This window comes from Paenibacillus qinlingensis (assembly GCF_013204845.1).
GTDB classification, from domain to species: Bacteria; Bacillota; Bacilli; order Paenibacillales; family NBRC-103111; genus Paenibacillus_E; species Paenibacillus_E qinlingensis.
Genome location: NZ_JABMKY010000024.1, coordinates 24,363 through 42,700, shown reverse-complemented (window position 1 = coordinate 42,700; position 18,338 = coordinate 24,363). Strand labels below are relative to the sequence as shown.

The 18,338-nt window shown below is 49.8% G+C and carries 11 protein-coding genes; 2 read left to right on the top strand and 9 right to left on the bottom strand.

The window, feature by feature from the left end; all coding sequences use genetic code 11:
* Positions 1-109: 109 nt before the first annotated feature.
* The 9 genes from HQN88_RS29835 to HQN88_RS29795 all read right to left on the bottom strand — a co-directional run bounded on the left by HQN88_RS29835 (position 110) and on the right by HQN88_RS29795 (position 14,537).
* Positions 110-2,635 (bottom strand): trypsin-like peptidase domain-containing protein, encoded by a 2,526-nt coding sequence (locus tag HQN88_RS29835; protein ID WP_246320530.1) that lies wholly within the window; start codon positions 2,633-2,635, stop codon positions 110-112.
* Positions 2,636-2,730: 95 nt separating this feature from the next.
* Positions 2,731-3,540, bottom strand: coding sequence for a formate dehydrogenase accessory sulfurtransferase FdhD (gene fdhD, locus HQN88_RS29830; protein WP_173119232.1), 810 nt, complete (start codon positions 3,538-3,540; stop codon positions 2,731-2,733).
* Positions 3,541-3,543: 3 nt separating this feature from the next.
* A complete protein-coding gene (locus HQN88_RS29825) occupies positions 3,544-5,901 on the bottom strand; it encodes an FdhF/YdeP family oxidoreductase (RefSeq protein ID WP_173119231.1) in 2,358 nt (785 codons plus the stop codon).
* A 461-nt stretch (positions 5,902-6,362) separates the two neighbouring features.
* Entirely contained in the window at positions 6,363-6,731 is a 369-nt protein-coding gene (locus HQN88_RS29820; protein ID WP_173119230.1) for a Na-translocating system protein MpsC family protein, read from the bottom strand.
* A 167-nt stretch (positions 6,732-6,898) separates the two neighbouring features.
* A complete protein-coding gene (locus tag HQN88_RS29815; RefSeq protein ID WP_173119229.1) occupies positions 6,899-8,668 on the bottom strand; it encodes a methyl-accepting chemotaxis protein in 1,770 nt (589 codons plus the stop codon).
* Positions 8,669-8,894: 226 nt separating this feature from the next.
* Positions 8,895-11,108, bottom strand: a complete 2,214-nt coding sequence (locus HQN88_RS29810; RefSeq protein ID WP_173119228.1) for an alginate lyase family protein — start codon at positions 11,106-11,108, stop codon at positions 8,895-8,897.
* Between the two features lie 12 nt (positions 11,109-11,120).
* Positions 11,121-11,990 (bottom strand): carbohydrate ABC transporter permease, encoded by an 870-nt coding sequence (locus tag HQN88_RS29805; protein WP_173119227.1) that lies wholly within the window; start codon positions 11,988-11,990, stop codon positions 11,121-11,123.
* Positions 11,991-12,007: 17 nt separating this feature from the next.
* Positions 12,008-12,925, bottom strand: a complete 918-nt coding sequence (locus tag HQN88_RS29800; protein WP_246320529.1) for an ABC transporter permease — start codon at positions 12,923-12,925, stop codon at positions 12,008-12,010.
* A 55-nt stretch (positions 12,926-12,980) separates the two neighbouring features.
* Positions 12,981-14,537 carry an extracellular solute-binding protein gene (locus HQN88_RS29795; RefSeq protein ID WP_173119226.1) on the bottom strand — a complete coding sequence of 519 codons (1,557 nt, stop codon included), beginning with the start codon at positions 14,535-14,537 and terminating at the stop codon, positions 12,981-12,983.
* Positions 14,538-14,767: 230 nt separating this feature from the next.
* On the opposite strand from HQN88_RS29795, the gene HQN88_RS29790 reads away from it, so the two are divergent.
* Positions 14,768-16,573 carry a cache domain-containing sensor histidine kinase gene (locus tag HQN88_RS29790; protein WP_173119225.1) on the top strand — a complete coding sequence of 602 codons (1,806 nt, stop codon included), beginning with the start codon at positions 14,768-14,770 and terminating at the stop codon, positions 16,571-16,573.
* A complete protein-coding gene (locus tag HQN88_RS29785) occupies positions 16,560-18,173 on the top strand; it encodes a response regulator transcription factor (RefSeq protein WP_173119224.1) in 1,614 nt (537 codons plus the stop codon). Before HQN88_RS29790 ends, HQN88_RS29785 begins: the two co-directional genes overlap by 14 nt.
* Positions 18,174-18,338: the final 165 nt, after the last annotated feature.

Sequence of the window (18,338 nt, the reverse complement as noted above, 5' to 3'; positions counted from 1 at the left end):
CATCGCATTGAGTTATTACTGATGATATACAAGCTAATAAGAGTGGTATTCGCGTAAAGTAGCATAGAGTAATCAACAGAAAAAGCAGCGGATTTCCGCTGCTTTTTCCCTATTTCCCACCCGCACCGTTCACAAAGGTAAACGAAGCGAACGCCTTGTTCAGCCGCGCGACATTCGCATCCGTGCTCACCGCAGCATCTATCCGAAGTGTCACCGTATAGGTAACTTGCTTGCGATTAAACACATACACCGTTTCCCCATACGGAATGTGCGCTTTTGAATAGCTCACCGTGTACTTCTTCGCCTTCACATCACCAAAAAGCGTTACATCCTCTGACGAGTACGTATAATCACTATCATTGGTGTGACTTACCTTGTGCTCCTCTTCGGCTTCCTTTAAGATCTCAGTGTATGCCTTCTTGCTGTCTGCCTCTACACGTAAGTAACCTCCTGTGAAAGTAAAGGACTTCGTCGCCTGATCGTTACCATCGTAGGAACGGTTCGTTGTCCAATTTTCCGGGATACGTAAGGTATAATTGAACTTTTCGTTCTTGTACAGCGATGTACGATTCGGATCAGCAAGTTCATCTAAATCCTGAATGAAACCAAGCTCCCCATCCATCGCTTCTTTATCCACGGAGATCGACGCCACCACGTTATCCCAGATCTCCTTCAGCTCATCACCTTGATCTTCTCGCGGATAAGTCATTTGTACTTCATATTTGTACTTGTCTTTGATGAAAAAGAGCGAACTTCCCGCAACCCACTCGTCTCCTAAAGAGCTCGCAAAACTTACTTTCCATGCTGGCACACCGTCTACGGTAACCTCTACTGGCTTGTCTACACGGCGATAATCTGCCTTGTATTGCGCTTCAAACTCTTTAATTTCCCGATCAACCCAATCCGAGAGTGTATCACCTGAAGACGCCGAGGTCACTTGAACATGAATCGATTGCGAATAATCCTCATTGTAAAAGGAGTTGCTTCCACGATGATCCTGCTCCCAATCCGCAGGCAAATCAATCGACAGCCCATACTCACTCGTGTATGTCACATCATCGGAATTAAATACAGAAATATCCTTCAGAGAGTTATCTGCCGTATTAAAAGCAAGCTTAAAGCTGTCTAACAGGTCATTATAGCTGTTTTGTTTGGAACGATTCGTGTATTGTTCTTTGGTTACGTAGAGCTTCACCGTATACAAACGACCACCGTGCAGGTAGCCACGCGTCTGGATATAGCCATCTTCACCGGAACGGCTCACGATTTTGGCATAGGGATTTTCTGCTCGCTTCACGTATTGACGCTCCAGAATCGTCGCACTATCTCCATAACCGGAATATTCACTGCTATCCTCACCTGCGATTTTGTTCAAAAGGGCTGCCGGTGACAGCTCATCACTTTGGTCGCTATCTACGTGAATAGTAAGCGCGAATTCGCCCTTCGCATCTACGAAACTTGCCGAATCACCGTCGTCTGATTGTTGCCTTTTGACAAGCCCCGCTGGGTACTTCATGGACCAGCCGAAGTGGCTGTCGCCAATCTTTGTTTTACCGCTATCCGCGTCCAAGGAGCTCCCACCATCGGTATCCTCCGTTAACGTCGCTTCTGCGCTATGGAGCTCGCCTAACTTCACCGTTTTGGTCAAGGTCGCGCTTCCCGACTGAAGCTTAATATCCACCGATTGGCCTGGCAAATATTTTTTAATCGCCTCGTTGTAATCCACAAGTGTTTTGACGGAATTAGGGCCAACAGAAACTAAAATTTCATCTTGTTCAATTCCCGCTTCTGCCGCCGGTGAGTCCGCGTCCACGTAGCTCACTCGGAGCCCCGTCGAGCTCGGCAAGCCAACAACGGCTTCCCAGCTTTCTTCCAATTCCAGCCCTGTGTAAGCACGTTTCACTTTGCCATACTGTTCAAAATGCTTCAAAACATATTTCACCGTATCTACAGGAATGGCGAATCCGAGATTTTCAACGCCAATATCAGCGTATTTCATCGTATTAATCCCAATGACTTCGCCCTTCATATTGATCAAAGCGCCCCCACTGTTGCCTGGGTTAATGGCTGCATCTGTTTGAATTAGCTGATACTGCGAGCTCACCGAGCGATCTAGACCACTGACAATCCCCACTGTCACAGAGTTACGTAAAGCGAAGGAAATCGGCGTACCAATCGCCGCTACCGTCTCACCAACTTTGATGTCCGATGAGGACGCGAAAGTGGCTGGCTTGAGGCCAGAAGCGTCAATTTTGACAAGTGCCAAATCGCTCTCCTCATCAATATTCGAGGCATGCCCGCGATAGGTTGTCCCCTCGGAGGTCACGACGACGATGTTTTTCATATTTTTCACCACATGAGCATTCGTAACAATCACACCGTTCGAGGCCACAATAACACCCGTCCCGTGTGCAAGGTTAAAACGGTTTTTCTCTAATGATTTATCCATCTCCGAGGATGGCTTTCCTATAATGGCGACTACGGAAGGCGAAGCTTTCTCGATAACCTGCGGAATCCCTGCGTTAATTTCTGCTGCATAAGCAGGCGAAGACATCGGCTGTACAAACGTCACAAGTACGAAAGCTGCGACCAGCGAAATGCTCCCTTTTTTCATCCAAACTTTCCAATTCCCCATTATGTCGTTCCTCTCTTAACAAAAGTTGGCAATAGCTAGAATCTAGCACAATTCTGGTAGAGAGACAATACAAATATTTCCACAAAAAGGTAACTTTATCGACATTCTACAATGCGCTCTGGATGCGTATACACGGTTAGATGGTCCTTCCGAATGAAGCCAACCACCGTAATGCCAAGATCGTGAGCGAGTCGGAGAGCTAGATCGGTTGGTGCTGATTTCGACAAAAGAAGGCCGACGCCGATTTTCGACGTCTTCAAAACAACCTCGGAAGAGACTCTTCCGCTGAAAGCGAGTACCTTATCCCGAACCGAAATCCGCTCCCGAAGGATGTGTCCGTATATTTTATCAAGCGCGTTATGTCTGCCTATATCTGCTCGGGTAACTCGAAGCTCACTCACCGTGCACAAAGCTGCGTTATGCAGCCCTCCTGTCGCCCGAAATTCCGCCGATTGCTCCTGAAGTTCACTCATTAGATGAAAGCATTGTGGAATCGTCAGACTGAGTTTCGTAGTCACCGTTTTGGCCGTGCGCATATCATTGTGAAAATAAAACTGACGGCTTTTCCCGCAGCACGATCCGATGAATCGCTTGGACACCATCTGACGGCTCAGCTGATGAAGATGGCGCAGCTTCACATGGGCGAAGCCGCGGTCCTCCTCCAGGGTTAGGGATTCAATCTGATCTACAAAACGGATCATCCCCTCAGAAGCAAGAAAACCCGTAACCAAATCCATCGTGTCGCTAGGGGTGTAGACGAGTGTGGCAAACTCCTCTCCATCGAGCAGGATCGTCAGAGGGGCCTCGACAGCAATCGTATCCTCCGCAGGAAGCACCTCCGAACCGTTATAACGGTGAATCGACCATGTTGTGGTCGCAGGCGATGGAAGCTCTACATCATCCACGGCTCATCCCTCCATTTCGGTTTCCAGCTCTAAAATGCGTTTCTCTACATAACGAGTGTCTTTGTGTGCGTGGTACGTTTCTGCCTTTTCAACGATGACGGCCGTGTTATACTCCGGAATGCCCGCGAACGGCTCATATACCCCCTTGGGTATTAGGCTATTACCCTCTGGCCAGTGTACTTCGATGTTTCCCTGCTTAACATCAGCCTGCTTCACTCTGCCATGCATGCTGCCGAAACCATTGTAGACCACGATCGCTTCCCCTTCGTTTAAGGCGAGTCCCTTCGCGTCTTCTTTATGAATGAGCACGTCATAGCGCTCCGCTTCATTGAACGGATCTACGTCGCTGTAGATCATCGAATTGAACTGCTTGCCGCGGCGCGTCGTCACCGCGAAATGCCCCTCCGGCTTACGCAGCTCCGGAAGCTCGATCGGCAGCAGACGACCGCGACCGTCCGGCGTCGGACAGACGCCGTCTTCGCACAGCCACGCGCCGCCGTACTGAAACACATCCCCGCGCTCCCGCAGGTGCTGGATGCCGTCATAGCTCGGCGCGGCCTGCGCGATCTCCGCGCGGATTGCTTCCGCAGTGCCGCAGCCAAGCAACGCTGCGGCTTCGGGCTTCACCCGGCGGGCGAGATCGACGTAGATGTCCCACTCCGCACGAGCTTCGCCGATGCGGGGACCTGCGATCTCGGGCGAGAAGTACACCATCCGCTCCGTCGAGGTGGATGTGCCTCCCCCAGGCTGCTCGTAGCGCGTCATCGCGGGCAGCACCACTACGGCCTCCTGCGCGTCAAGCAGCGTGGAGGTGTTAAGAATGATGTCCTGGTGGACACGGATGTCCATGTTAGTAATGGCTTGTCGGACGAACTCCGGGTCCGGCATCGTCTCGAGGAAGTTGCCTCCGGATGTGTAGAACAACCGGAGCTTGCGCTCCTGCTCCTCCGGCAGGAGCGCGTTCTCGAGGGTGACGCCGACGATGTCACCTTGCCAGCTCGGCAGCTCGAAGCCCCAGAGCTGCTCGATGCGTTTGCGGTCGGCTGCGCTGCTGATCTCGCCGCCCGGCAAGGAGAAGGGATCGGCGCCCATTTCGCCGGATCCCTGCACGCCGCTGTGGCCGCGGATGGGCATCAGCCCGCAGTGCTCGCGGCCCAGAAAGCCCCGCAGGAGGGCGAGATTCGCCACCTGCGAGATGTTGTCCGTGCCGAAGCGGTGCTGTGTGAGCCCCATGCTCCACACGAAAACCGCGCTAGCGGCACGCGCTAGGATCTGCGCGAGCTCGCTGATGCGCTCGCGTGTGAGTCCGGACGACTGCGTGAGCGTCGTCCAGTCCTGCTGCGCCACGTGGGCGCGCAGCTCCTCAATGCCGTTCGTGTGCGCAGCCACGAACGCATGATCAATCGCGGAGCCAGGCTCGCGCGCCTCCATCTCGAACCACACCTTCATGATGCCGTTCATGAAGGCAATATCTCCGCCGATGTTCACTTGGTACACATCGTCGGCCAGCTTGGTGCCAAATAGCGCAGATTCGGCAATCGAAGGGATCCAGTACTGCTCCATCGACGGCTCGTAGTACGGGTTAATGACAATGATCTTCGTCCCTTTGCGTTTGGCCGCATACATATACTTCGTCGAGACCGGCTGATTGTTCGCGGCGACGCTGCCCCAAAACACAAGGACGTCCGTGCCGATCCAGTCCTTGTAATTGCACGTCGACGCGCCCACGCCTACAGAGCGCTTGAGTGCCGTCTTCGACGGTGAATGGCAGATACGCGAGGCGTTGTCGATATTGTTCGTGCCGAGCAATCTCGCCACCTTCGCTGCCACGTAATACGACTCGTTCGTAATCCCTCTCGCCGTTAGGTAGAACGCCATCTGCTTCGGGTTCAACCCGCGCATCTTAGAGGCAATCATCTCTAGCGCTTCATCCCAGCTGGCGCGGCGGAAACGTCGCTCACCTTTCTTGCGGATGAGCGGATACGGAATGCGCCCGAGCTGGCGAAGCTCGGTGGAACTCATGCGGCTGAGCTCGTCAATATCCGCATGGAGCAGGTCCTCGCGGATGGCTGGCATCGTATTCAGCCGCAGGACGTTCAGCCGCGTCGTGCAGATATGCGGACCCGCTAGCGTCTGATCGTAAAGTCCCGACACACCTAGCGCGCAGCCGTCGCACACCCCCTGTGTCAGAATCCTCACCGCATACGGCAGATTATCTCGATTTTGCCACGCAATTTTAGCCGTCTCTCGAATATGCTTCGGCTTGACCTTTCCGAGACCGAACGGTATCTTACTGACCCAGAGTTTAGGATCTGGTTTCGCAGGCAGCTTGATCGGCCCTGTGTGCTTCGTTTTCCCCAAATTGAACGCCTCCCATTGCGTGTATGTATGCCATCACTATATATTCCCATTTAGTTTGCATGTCCTCTTGCCCAGACCATTCCCCACTGCCTCCATAATCAACCGATGCCTCAAATAAATACAAAAGTGCAACCTTTCTCCAACAAATTCAGCTACTTTAGAGAAATAAGTGCAAATCTGCAACTATTTCTGGCATTTCTGACGTTTGTGTCGTATTTCTCGCAAAAAGGTTGCCTATTTGCATCTTTGAACGCCTAGAAAGGCTGGCTGAGCACTTAAAGTTTGAACCGCTTGTAACGACCGCTCCTTGGCTCTTTAGAAGCAAAAAACCACCGCAAAACAACCCAAGCCCCTCTTTACGAGAAGAGTCTCGGATTGTATCACAGTGGTTAGTCTCCGGCAGGTTCGCTACCAAGTGCCAAGCACCTTACTTATGTATATGTAGATGTACGAGCGGTTATTTATCCGTTTCTTGTACCAAACTTCTTTTCCAAATCTTCATCAAAAACGAATACTGACATCCCTATATCCTGCGCAATATCGATATCAACGAATAACTGGATGAACTTCGCGCCAAGCAGCGCTTCCATTTCTACAGGTGGATGATCCTTGTAGATCTCTTTGACCATTTCTGTGCGTGCCGTGCGGAGCATTTGCCTGCCATCGCCCGTCTTCGCCATAAATTTCTCCACCGGGGAGAGGTTTCCCGCCATTTCGCAGATTGCCCAGCTTTTGCAGAAGGTCGTTGTTACGCGCTCCGGCCCCTTGCCCATATGCCTCTTGCGATACGCTTTTACCAAGTTACTGAATTCGGCCTCCATGCGATTCATTGGTCAGCCACCTTTATGTTTACTAGCTTCATCATAGCAAGAAAGCCCTTACCTGACAACATTATAAAGGCCTATCCGTGTGGCTTACCAAAAAAGAGCGATCAAGACATTCGTCTTGTCGCTCCACCGCTCTATTCAGCCGTTCAGCCCGGTGAACTGCTAACATCTCATTCCTTAATTCGAAACTGATGTGCCATCTCCTTAAGTGCTGTCGCCATGTGGTTAAGAGAACTGGAGGATTGCGCAATCTCGTCAATCGTGGCAATTTGTTCTTCGGTTGCAGCGGTAATCGACTCCGAACTTTTGGCCGACTGCCCGGCAATGCGGTCCAGTTCCTGCAAAGAGGCAGTAATTTCTTCGGAACTTGCCGACATTTGCTCCGCCGCCGCCGAAGCCTCTTGAATTTGGCTCACGACCCCTTGAGCTGTTTCCACAATTTTAGCAAAAGCTGTTCCCGTTTGCTCAATCGCCAACATGCCTTGCTGGAATTCGTCGATGCCTTGGACAGTCGAACTGGAAGCGGACGCAATGTCCACCTGCACTTGACTGACAAGCTCGTTGATCTGCTCGGAAGAGTTCTTCGACATTTCCGCCAGCTTTTTCACCTCGGACGCAACAACCGCAAAACCTCGCCCTTGCTCCCCAGCCCGTGCCGCCTCAATAGATGCATTTAGTGACAACAGGCTCGTTTGCGAGGCGATATCCGACATCATGGTGACAATGCCGCTAATTTCCTGGGAGCGAACATTCAGCGTCTCCATCACCTTGGAGATATTATTGACCGCTTCCTCCACGGACTGCATTTTGGAAATGGACTGCTCAATAAGCCCGAAGCCGTATTCCGCTTCCGTCTTTGATTGAATGGATGTTTCATAGGCCTGCGAAGACGTATCGGCAATTCGCAGAATTCCCTGCGTCATTTCTTCCATCGCTCTCGAGCTTTGCTCCGTGCTCATCGCTTGTGTTTCGATGCCTGCCGCAATAAGCTGTGTGGACTCTGCAATATTCCTTGAAGCTTGTGTCGTTTCATCAATGGAGGATTGCAGCGTCTCCGAAGCTGCGGAAACTTGATCCGAGCTGTGCATCACTTGCTTCACCAGCGTTTTTAAATTCGTGCTCATCGTCGAAAAATCACTGGCCAACTCGCCGATTTCATCCCTGTTCCTAATGTACAGCGCATCAGAAGTCAGGTCGCCAGTCGCAACCTTTCGGGCTTCGGCGGCAATTTTTTTAATCGGTTTGGAGATATGATTGGAGAAAAGGATAACGCCCAGCGTCCCCAAGACCAGACAAATGAGCAGCGTCGTGATCGTGGCATGCAGCATGCGCTTCTGACCTTCATTGTAGTCCTGGTAATAGGAACCGGCTACGACAATCCAATTCCAATCCGGCACTTTGAGGGCATAGGCTATCTTCAGCGCCTCTTGCTCACTGTTTGGCAGCGGCCAGTCATAGAAGGTAAACCCGCCGCCATTTTGAGCCTGGTGAATCATGTCTTGAATGTAATAAACTCCGTCCGACGACTTTTTATCCCAGATGTTCTGACCTTCCAGACTCGGATGCGCTTGCAAATCCCCTTTATCGTTTAGGACAAAATAATAGCCGTTGGCGCCCATGTTAATATTACGATTAATCGGTCTTGTCCCATCTGCCTGCTTGCTGCCCAGCATGATGAGCTTCGCGTCTTCTTCCGCCTGCTCCATCGTTAATTGACCGTTCTTGACTAGCTCATTTAGCTGATTAATATTTTGAACCATCAGTTTGACGCTGTTCTCCAGGTTTTTCTCAATGAGCTTATCCGTCTCGTCCTTGGCATTAAAGTAACTGTCAATAGATAAAAACAGCGTAGGGATCAACAACAACATTAGGCAAAAGACCAAAAGCTTCTTTCGAATTGTAAAGCCCCATTTCAAAGAGATACTGCCAACTTTCTGCATGTGTTCTTCGCCTCCTGAGCAGCTCGCAAGCATAGGATAATAAAACTAGGTATAAATAACTAGATTTTTAAATATCTAGTTCTTCATACCCTCATTATACTTGGGATTCTTTTTAGCTGAGCAGGCATGTGTTACGAAAACAGTAATTTTCGTAACACGTTGGCTGTGCGGGTGTGCGGCTCATATGCACAAAAGGCCGCCAGCATCCGCTGACAGCCCTACCGCACTAACGCGATTTGATGATAACATCCTCCCTGTGCAAATCCCCAGCAAAAGACAAACCTTCGATTGCCCTCGGCTTTGGCAGCAGCGACGCGCTCACGATATTTCCCGTGTGATCAAGATACGATTGAACGTCCACATTGCCGTGGTAGAGACAAATATCATCCGACCAGCCTTCCCCTTCGATCCGCAAAGCTGTTGCCTCCCATGGCGCTAACTCTCTTCCCTGCTGATGTGCCGATGCACGATGAACCAATACATGAGGCCGCGTGCCGCCATCCACATTTGGGACAATGACGGTCTCCATCGTTGCTTTCCCCAGAACTGACAGCGATCGCTTAACGACTGGATTGGTATAGTACTCTCCTTGATGGAACAACAAGCCCGATTCTACGGTCAGCACATCCTCCTGTCCCGCTTGAGGCGGATAGAGTAGTTGCACATTGGCCCCTTCTAGATGCGTACTAACCTTTCTCGCTTCCCAGTCACAAATGACTTCACCACATGGCAGGTGATAATACTGCTCATAGCGATGCAGTTCATTGGCCTCGAACAAATCCACGATGAGCCAGTATCGGTTTTTGACAAACAGTACTTTGCGCGAGTGAATAACGGGATCATCGTACCGGGTGTAGCCATAATGACTGGCAAACCAATAGTCATACTGTGCTTTACTGCGCACATCCCAGATTTTGCAGGCAGCCGTCGGCGGCGCATTCCAATGCAAACCTCGGACATGCTGATCTTGCCCGTCCACGACAACGGTATTATGCGCCCGTGTGGACACCGTATATTTACGCTCTTTGTTCCACTCGAAGAGACCCATCCCTGAATCTGGCAGCAGCTCTTTGCCGCCAGCGTACATGATCACACTCAGGGCATCGGAATGCGCATGTCCGTTAATCCCAACGCCAGCGCGCATCCCCATATACAGCGCATCGTGCTTCCAATCGTGCCGTGAGAGGATATAACCGCCAACCGGGAAACTAGCTAGTGTTTCCTTCGGCTTCTCTGCGGTTAATCGTTCATACCTTTCCACTGCCTGAGGTCCCAACCTCCACAGTAAAGAGAACGGCAGTTTGGCGTGTCCACAATATTTGAAATCAGCCCGATGATATAAATACGCCCCTAAGCTCATTGTCGTACGCAGCTCATTGGGCACATGAGCATCTGTATCACCGAAGCGCGGTAGTTGGCCATCTGGCGTCAGCATATGCAGAAGCACAATATACATTTGCTCGAGCACTTCTTCATACGAGGATTCGACTGTCAAACCGAGAGTCTGAAACAGCGGAACCAATTCAAACAGGTCCCGCATGACGACCAAATGATAGTTGGGACTCGCTTCGAACTGGACGCCATCTTCGTACACATTTTGCTGGATGTAGCTCGGTAACTCCTTCAGTCCGTAGCTTAGCCACGTGGACGACACCTTCAATTCCGGCAGCAGCAGCGCGACCTGGATGAGACCACGAAGCTGCATCGTCGCATGGTTGCCGTGATGGGCATGGTAGCTGCGTACATAGCGGCCATGCTCGTGGAACGATTTGATCACTTTCATTTTCACTTCAGGTGTGAACGAAGCCGAGCCCCAGAACGTCATGAACGCTTCTGGCAACATGAACAACCGTACCCCGACGGACAGTGGATCCCACGTACAGTGTTGTGCTCGGAACGTATCATTCACGGGTACAGGATTATCATCGATGAAGTGATGCATCATCTCATTCCAGCATGCTGCGTACTTCTCGTCACCCGTCACACAGTAAGCCCGCGCCAAATGCTTCACATATACGAATCTCGTCAAATGCAGCTGATACTGCGAGCTGTCATACAGCCAGCTGTTCCAATCGTATTTGCCATCTTGAAACTGAACGCGTTTTCCTTTAATGAGCGGAAGATCCCCCGTCACAATTCGGTTAGCTTCCGCGATGGACAGCTTTGCATCCTCGTCATCCCCATACCGCTCCCTAGCATAAGCCATCAAGCTCGGCACATCGCTCACATTGAAATAGTAGCGCTTGGTAACACTGGCATCGATCAACGCTAAATATGCATCCCGCGCTCCAATTACATCGCCGAGAGCCATGTGCTCGCGCACCATCACCATGTCTGGTCGCTCCAAATCCAGTTCTTGCCGAATAAATGTCTCATCTGTCATTTGCAGTTGGGTAAAATTTGGATTATGCCGTAAATTCTTATAACCCATCTCGATCATAGTTTCACCTTCTTATTCCTTAATGGAGCCTAGCATCGCGCCTTTGGCAAAGTACTTTTGTAGAAATGGATACACAGCCACAATTGGCAGCATCGCCAGCAAAATTGCCGCATTCTGTACGTTAGGCCCAAGATTAACGGCCAACTGTGCATCGATGGCGGCATCAGCTGAAATGTTGGAGGCGCTGATCGCTACCATTTGCCGCAGCAGCGGCTGAATCGGCCAGCGGTTCGTATCATTGATATAAATAACAGCTGAGAAAAACTCATTCCAATACTGCACCATGAAAAACAAAGTGAATGTCGCGATAATCGGCTTCGACAGCGGAATCACGATGGAGAACAGAATACGGAATTCCCCCGCCCCGTCAATGCGCGCAGCTTCGTCCAGACTTTCCGGCAAGCTTTGAAAAAAGGAGCGGATTACGAGCACATTAAACGCACTTGTTGCCGCAGGCAATACAATCGCCCAATAGGAGTCGAGCAAGCCTAAGCTTTTCACGACTAGATAGCTCGGAATCATGCCGCCATGAAAAATCATGGTAAAGAAAATAAACAGCATCATGACACGACGGCCCGGCACAATCCGTTTGGAGAGTGCATAGGACAGCGTAATGGAAACGAATAGATTGACGCATGTGCCCAACAAGGTAATGAAGACTGAATTTTTAATAGAATTCAGGAAGGTTTGAGCATTGAACAAGTAGCTGTAAGCATCCAGCGTCCAGTGCTTCGGCCAAATAAAGAAATTTCCGGCCATAGAATCCCCTGGCGGGCTGAATGAAACCGCAATGATATATAGAAAAGGCAGAATCACCGTCAAGGAGATCAGGATAATAATGACGGCAAGGAGACTGTCGAACCAAGTTACGCGCGCTTTCATGATGTCTTCACTCCTCTCTAGAAAATCCCCTCTTCGCCAAGCCATTTCGCTGCATAATTCGCGGTGAGCACCAGAATGAGACTGGCTACCGATTTAAACAGACCGACGGTGATGGCGAAGCTGTAATTAAATTGCTCCAACCCGATGTGATACACGAAGAGGTCAAACACATTGGACACTTCCAAATTCAAGCTGTTGGTCATCAAGAAGATTTGCATAAAGTTCGAATCCAGCGACGAACCCAACTTGAGCAGCATCAGAATGACAATTGTGCTTTTGATCCCAGGCAGTGTAATGTTCAGGATATTTTGGAAACGGTTTGCCCCGTCCACCTTGGCAGCTTCGTATAGTTCTGGATTAATGCCCGCGAGCGCAGCAAGGAAGATAATCGTCCCCCATCCTGCATCCTTCCAAATGGACTGCAGAATAATGAGCGGACGAAACCATTCATTGCTGACTAGGAATAACGTGTTTGAGCTGAACCATTGCTCCATGTAATGATTAATGACCCCTGACGGGCCAAAGAACGAAATCGTAATGCCGTATATGACAACCCAAGACAAAAAGTGTGGGAGATAGACGATAGTTTGGGAGATTCGTTTAAACAGTTGAAGCCGCAATTCATGCAGCATAATGGAGAGCATAATCGTAAACGGAAAATAGACGAACAAATTGAGAAAGGAGAGCAGAAGTGTATTTTTGAAAAGAATATAAAAGTCCGACGTACTAAAAAAATCCTTGAAATTTGTAAGTCCGACCCACGGGCTATCCCATACGCCGACAAAAGGGCTGTAATCCTTAAAAGCTAACACCAACCCCCACATAGGAGCGTAATGGAACACGATAAAATAAAGGAGACCCGGTGCTGCCAGCACATAAAAAGGCCACAGTTGTCTGAATCTTTTTGGTTTCTGAAGTCGTATTGTTCTCTCCAAGCCGTACCCCTCCTTACTAAAAATAGAGGGGGCTATCCGCGCCCCCTACTCATTCTTACTTATGATCTTCGTTATATTGATCGAGCAGATCGTTCGTGATTTGACCACCCAATCCGTTCGTCCAAGCATCCACTTCCTTCTGAACATCGTCCCATTTGGACTCGCCCAGGACGTACTTCGTCATGGATGCACTCATTTTTTTATAGCTGTCTGGATTTTTGCTGGCAACCTGCGAATTATAACTGAGGAATGGATTGGCAATACCCGCTTTGCTGATGACATCCAGTGACGCCTTTTGAACCTTCAAGATCGCTTGATCCTTCGCTGTTGCATATGTGTAAGGATCCGCTTTATTTTCGAGAACAAATTGCGATGGTTTATCCAGATCGAATTGCTTCTTCTGCTCATCCGTTTGGACGGCAACGCCATCCTTCAGCTCACTGGCATGCAACCCGAGCACGCCGGTTTTCGCGAATGCCGCGTTCTCTTCGGAAGCACTGAAATCCAAGAAGTCGACGATTTTTTGAACTTTGTCTTTTGGCACTGAGCTCGGAATTACCCAAAGCCCGTAATAGCCGCCGCCCACGTTAACACCTTTTTTACCACCTGGGCCCTCTAACAGATCAATGATGGCAATCTCTGCATTCGGGTCAACTTGTTTTAGTTTAGTTACATTGGTTTCGGTTAAGTCACTCGCGTTGCCAGCAAAAACACCAGCTACACCCGCCAGGAATTTGCTTCGCACCTGCTGTTGGTTTTTCAACACCGGCGCATCCTTGTCAATCAAGCCCTTACTCCAAGCACCCTGCAACCAGTCTAGGTATGCTTTGTACTCTGGGGTTTGGAAATCCCGAACTGCTTTACCGTTATCCAGCTTCCATACGTTAGGCAGACCGAAAGCAAACTGCATCGGATTCGTACCTGCAAATGGACCTGGTGATCCGATCGCATCTACACCATTGACCGAAAGTGGGATCGTTTTGCCACCGCCAGCTGGATCTTTTTCCTTAAACACTTGAAGCACATTCGTCAGCTCGTCCACTGTTTTTGGCACTGGCAAGTTGTATTTATCCAGCCAGTCTTTCCGAATAATCAGGTTGCCGTCTCCGCCGCCATAGATACCGCGTGGTCTTGGAATCCCGTAAGCCTTCCCTTTGACTTCTGAGTTGTTCCACACGGCCTGATCAATCTGCTTTAAATTTTTGGTATTGTTCAAATAAGGAGTGAGGTCATGGAAGGCACCCATTTTGACCAAGTTTGTAAATTTATCGTCCTTACCGCCATCCAGCAAGAGCAAGTCATAGGAATCGCCCGCTGAGACTGCAACAGAAAGCTTATCTTTGTAGGCTTCGGACGGAACAAACGTAACGTCGAGCTTCACGTTTCCTCTTTTCTCCAGATCCTCTTTCGCCTTATTGTTGTCTGTTGCAGGTGGGTTACCGAACAAGATCGTCATTGCCTTAATCGTCGTAGGTGCTGCTGAGGCAGCGGGTGACTGCGAACCTGGCGTCGTGCTGGCTGGTGTCTTCGAATTACTAGAGCAGCCTGCAGCCACAGAAGCTAGGAGCAGTGTAGCCGCGAGAACGGGTACAAGCGTTTTTTTACTAGTCATGTATATTCCCCTTTTCGTTTTTACTGACGTGTCGTATGTGGTACAGTTTGAATTATAAGAGATCCTAATGAAGCAAGAACATGTCGAAAACAAGTGAAAGTGTCACCGTTTTTAAGATAACGGCCCGAAGCGCTATCCCCCTTACTCCCCTTGTACTATAATTCAAATACAAAGACCCCCCGACCCGGCGGAGGGAGATCAACTAAGCCAAAACGGATGTGATGAGCACCATGATGTTGCCCTTTTTCGGTTTTCTTACCCGTAGCTTTTATATCAAAATGATTCTAGTCATGCTGGCTGTCTCCATCATCCCGCTGATTGTATTGTCCTATATCTCCATATCCGTATCCAGTTCGACAGTAGAGAAACAGGTTAATCGGCTGAACGCCCAGCTCGTTAATCAGGTCGTGGACCGAATTGAGCTGACGATGTCCAGGTTCCGTGAGCTTAGTGAGCAGTATTCCCGCATTTCATCGATCCAAAGCGCGCTGGTGTCACCCTCCTCCCAATATTTCGAAGAGGTTGTCCGCAAAAAGGATCTCATCTCGGTTCTCAGCACCGCCTCCGCAGTGATCGGCAATGTCGAGGGCTTGCAGGTGTACTCCAACATTACCGGCGAAGTCTTATCATCGGATGAGGTTCCATCGACGCTGGGAAGTTCGCCCTTCAAACCCTTGATCCAAGAGTTCCTAGCCAAAGGCCAGTCCAGCATGTTTCTAGATAAGAGCTCACACCCTGAGTTAAAAATACTGCAAAACTCAACCTACTATATCGGTCGGATCCCCTTCGAAACCTACGAGGATATGCGCGGGGTACTTTTGATTTCAATGAATAACGCGCAGTTCCAACAGCAAATTGAGAATATTCAGCTTGGCTCGCTCGGCTCTGTATCGCTTCTAACACAAAGTGGTGTTACCGTAGCCACAACCAGCAAGCTAGAGCGCAGCCAAGATGACGTCCGCACCCGCAGCATTTTAGCGCATTGGATCTCATTAGGGAAACCGACGCAATTCGAGATGGACACGTCCATCATTTCAGTGAAACAAACGAAAACCTTTGATAAGTGGATTGTCATCTCGGAAATTCCATCACGTGAGCTGACGCAAAACGCTGACATTATTCGCAAGACCGTCACCTATTTTCTCCTTGCGCTCGTTACGGTGGGCGGGCTTTCCGTCATCGGCTTCGGCTACCAATTGTATCGCCCTCTACAGGCGGTCAAGCGGCAGGTGGATGCGATAAAAAAAGGGAACTTCGATGCCCGTGTCACCTATTTTGCCAATAATGAAATCGGCGATTTAGGACGCATGCTTAATGCCATGGCCATCCGAATTCAAGAATTGCTTTCGGAACAGCAGGAATCCGAGGATATGAAGCGCAAGCTGGAGATTCGGGCGCTGCAATCGCAGATTAATCCGCATTTTATGTACAATACTCTCAATACAATTCGCATGTTTGCCATGCTGAAAGATTACGACAATATTAATACACTGATGGGGAAATTCGTCTCCTTGCTGCGTTACAGCATGGAAAATTACGATCAGAATGTGCCGCTGCAGCAGGAGCTGGACTATCTACAGGATTATATCGGTCTGCTGAATATGCGGTACAAATACCAAACCAAGCTGCACGTTGACATTGCTTCGCCGTTGGAGACCATGTACATCCCTAAGCTAAGCTTGCAGCCGCTCATTGAAAATGCCGTGTTTCATGGGATTTTACCGAAAAAAAGGGCTGAAGGCCACATTCATATTCGCGTGTTTATGCGGTCTGAAGACGCCTATACCATTATAGAGATTGAAGACGACGGGGTTGGTCTGGATGAGACTCAGCTGGAGAAGCTGCGTGTGCATATGCAGCAAGAACAACTTGGCGAAAATATCGGTCTCAAAAATGTCTGGTTACGGATGAGGCTGATGTTTAGTAAAGAAGCGCAGATGGAGTTATTCTCTACCGGCGATACGGGTTTGCTGATCCGTTTCCTGCTTCCCTCAGATACCGTTCGTTTAAAGGAGGTGCAACATGAGCAGCTATAAGGTGCTTTTGGTTGAGGACGAAATACCGGCAAGAACCGTTTTTCGGCAAATGATCGAGGAACACAGCGACATGTTCGCACTCGTTGGTGAAGCGGAGGATGGGCTCGAGGGCTTTGAACTCTTTGTACAACATAAGCCACAGATGATCGTCACAGATATTACGATGCCTGGAATGAACGGGCTGGAAATGCTCCACGAAATCGAACAGAGCGGTGAAGCGATGCCGCAAATGATCATTTTAACGTGTCACAAGGACTTTCACTACGCACAGCAAGCGATTCAGTTAAAAGCTGCCGCCTATTTAATTAAAGATGACTGCCTTTCTGATCCCAAGCTGCTGGCCCGCACAATGGAGGGTCTTGCTCAGCAGGCAGTTTCATTAGATGAAACTCGTGAGAAGCAGCTGCTTCTGGAGCAAAAGGTCCGCTCGAACGAAATGGAGATTGAACAGAGTACTTTCCTCAATATGCTTAGGTCGTCGGACGCTGAGGCTGATTGGCTCCAAAGCTTGGAAGCAGCCCATATCCCCGTAGCGAAAGGGAACTTTCATGTACTGCTCCTAGAGCTCGACCGAAGCTCGCTGCGATTCTCGATTGATCAACAGGAGGAGCTGAAACTGTGGCAATTCGCCGGGGTTAACGTCTTAAAGGAGCTGCTCACGGCTCACGGGGCGAATAAAGTTATTGCCTTGGATAAAGGGCGGTTCTTTGCGATCTATGCACCAGAGAGGAACGCACCCCAAGGAGATGCGCTTCTTGAACAGATCATTCAATCTTTTACGGCATATCTTAAAATGAGTCCGCTCACACTGGAATTCCGCATCAAGCAGGGCATGGGAGAACGGCTGGTAGAGCTGAAGAGGCTGGTGGCGGCTGCCTATCCGTTCTTTTATCAGTGCAATACGACCGTCTCGCGCTCCGCTTGGGCCGAGATGGTCACTTTCCAACACATCCCAGAGAATTATAGTCGGCTCTGGGTGAAGATTTTGAAGCAGGCACTGCTAGAGCCGCTTCGCAGCGCAGCCGCCTTGGAGCAGGAGCGCAACTCCTTCTTCCGGCAGGCGATGGAAGAGCGCTGGGATCCGGAGCAGATTAAATCGTTGTATCTGCGCGTATTTTTGGATATCAGCCATTTCACGGCTGATTCCGAAGAAGCCGCGGAGCTGGAGGCCGCTTTCCGTAAGAAGCTTGAGCAATGCCAAACGTTCCATGCTGTGCATGAAACGACGTTTCTTTTCTTCCGTAACCTGCAGCGTCTGCAAGGCGACGGCAAGACAATCGACGCTTCAATCTCGCGTATGATTCAGAAGATGTACGAGGATCTCAGCTATCCGTACAAGCTGGAAGAGTTGGCAGAATCGATCAATTACAGCGTCCCTTATTTCAGCAGTATGTTTAAGAAAACAACAGGCGAAAGCTTCGTGCAGTATTTGACACACCTGCGAGTGGAAAAGGCCAAGCTGTTACTTCTGACAACGGATCAGAAAACATTTGAAATCGCCGAATCCATCGGCTTCGAGAATTACCGTTCGTTTAATCGGATTTTCAAAAGAGAAACTGGTGTAACGCCGTCGGATTACCGACGGGTGCAGCATGAGTAACCGCGGCACAACGAGGGTTCGTCAGCAACTTGCATTCTCCTCAATTAAAAATGCCCCTGCAAAATCGAGCACATCACATGAAGTGAAGGTGCATCCTACAGGGGTATTTACGCATCTATGAAACTGCTATTCATCATCTTCCCATTTACGCGAATAAGCCTTCTT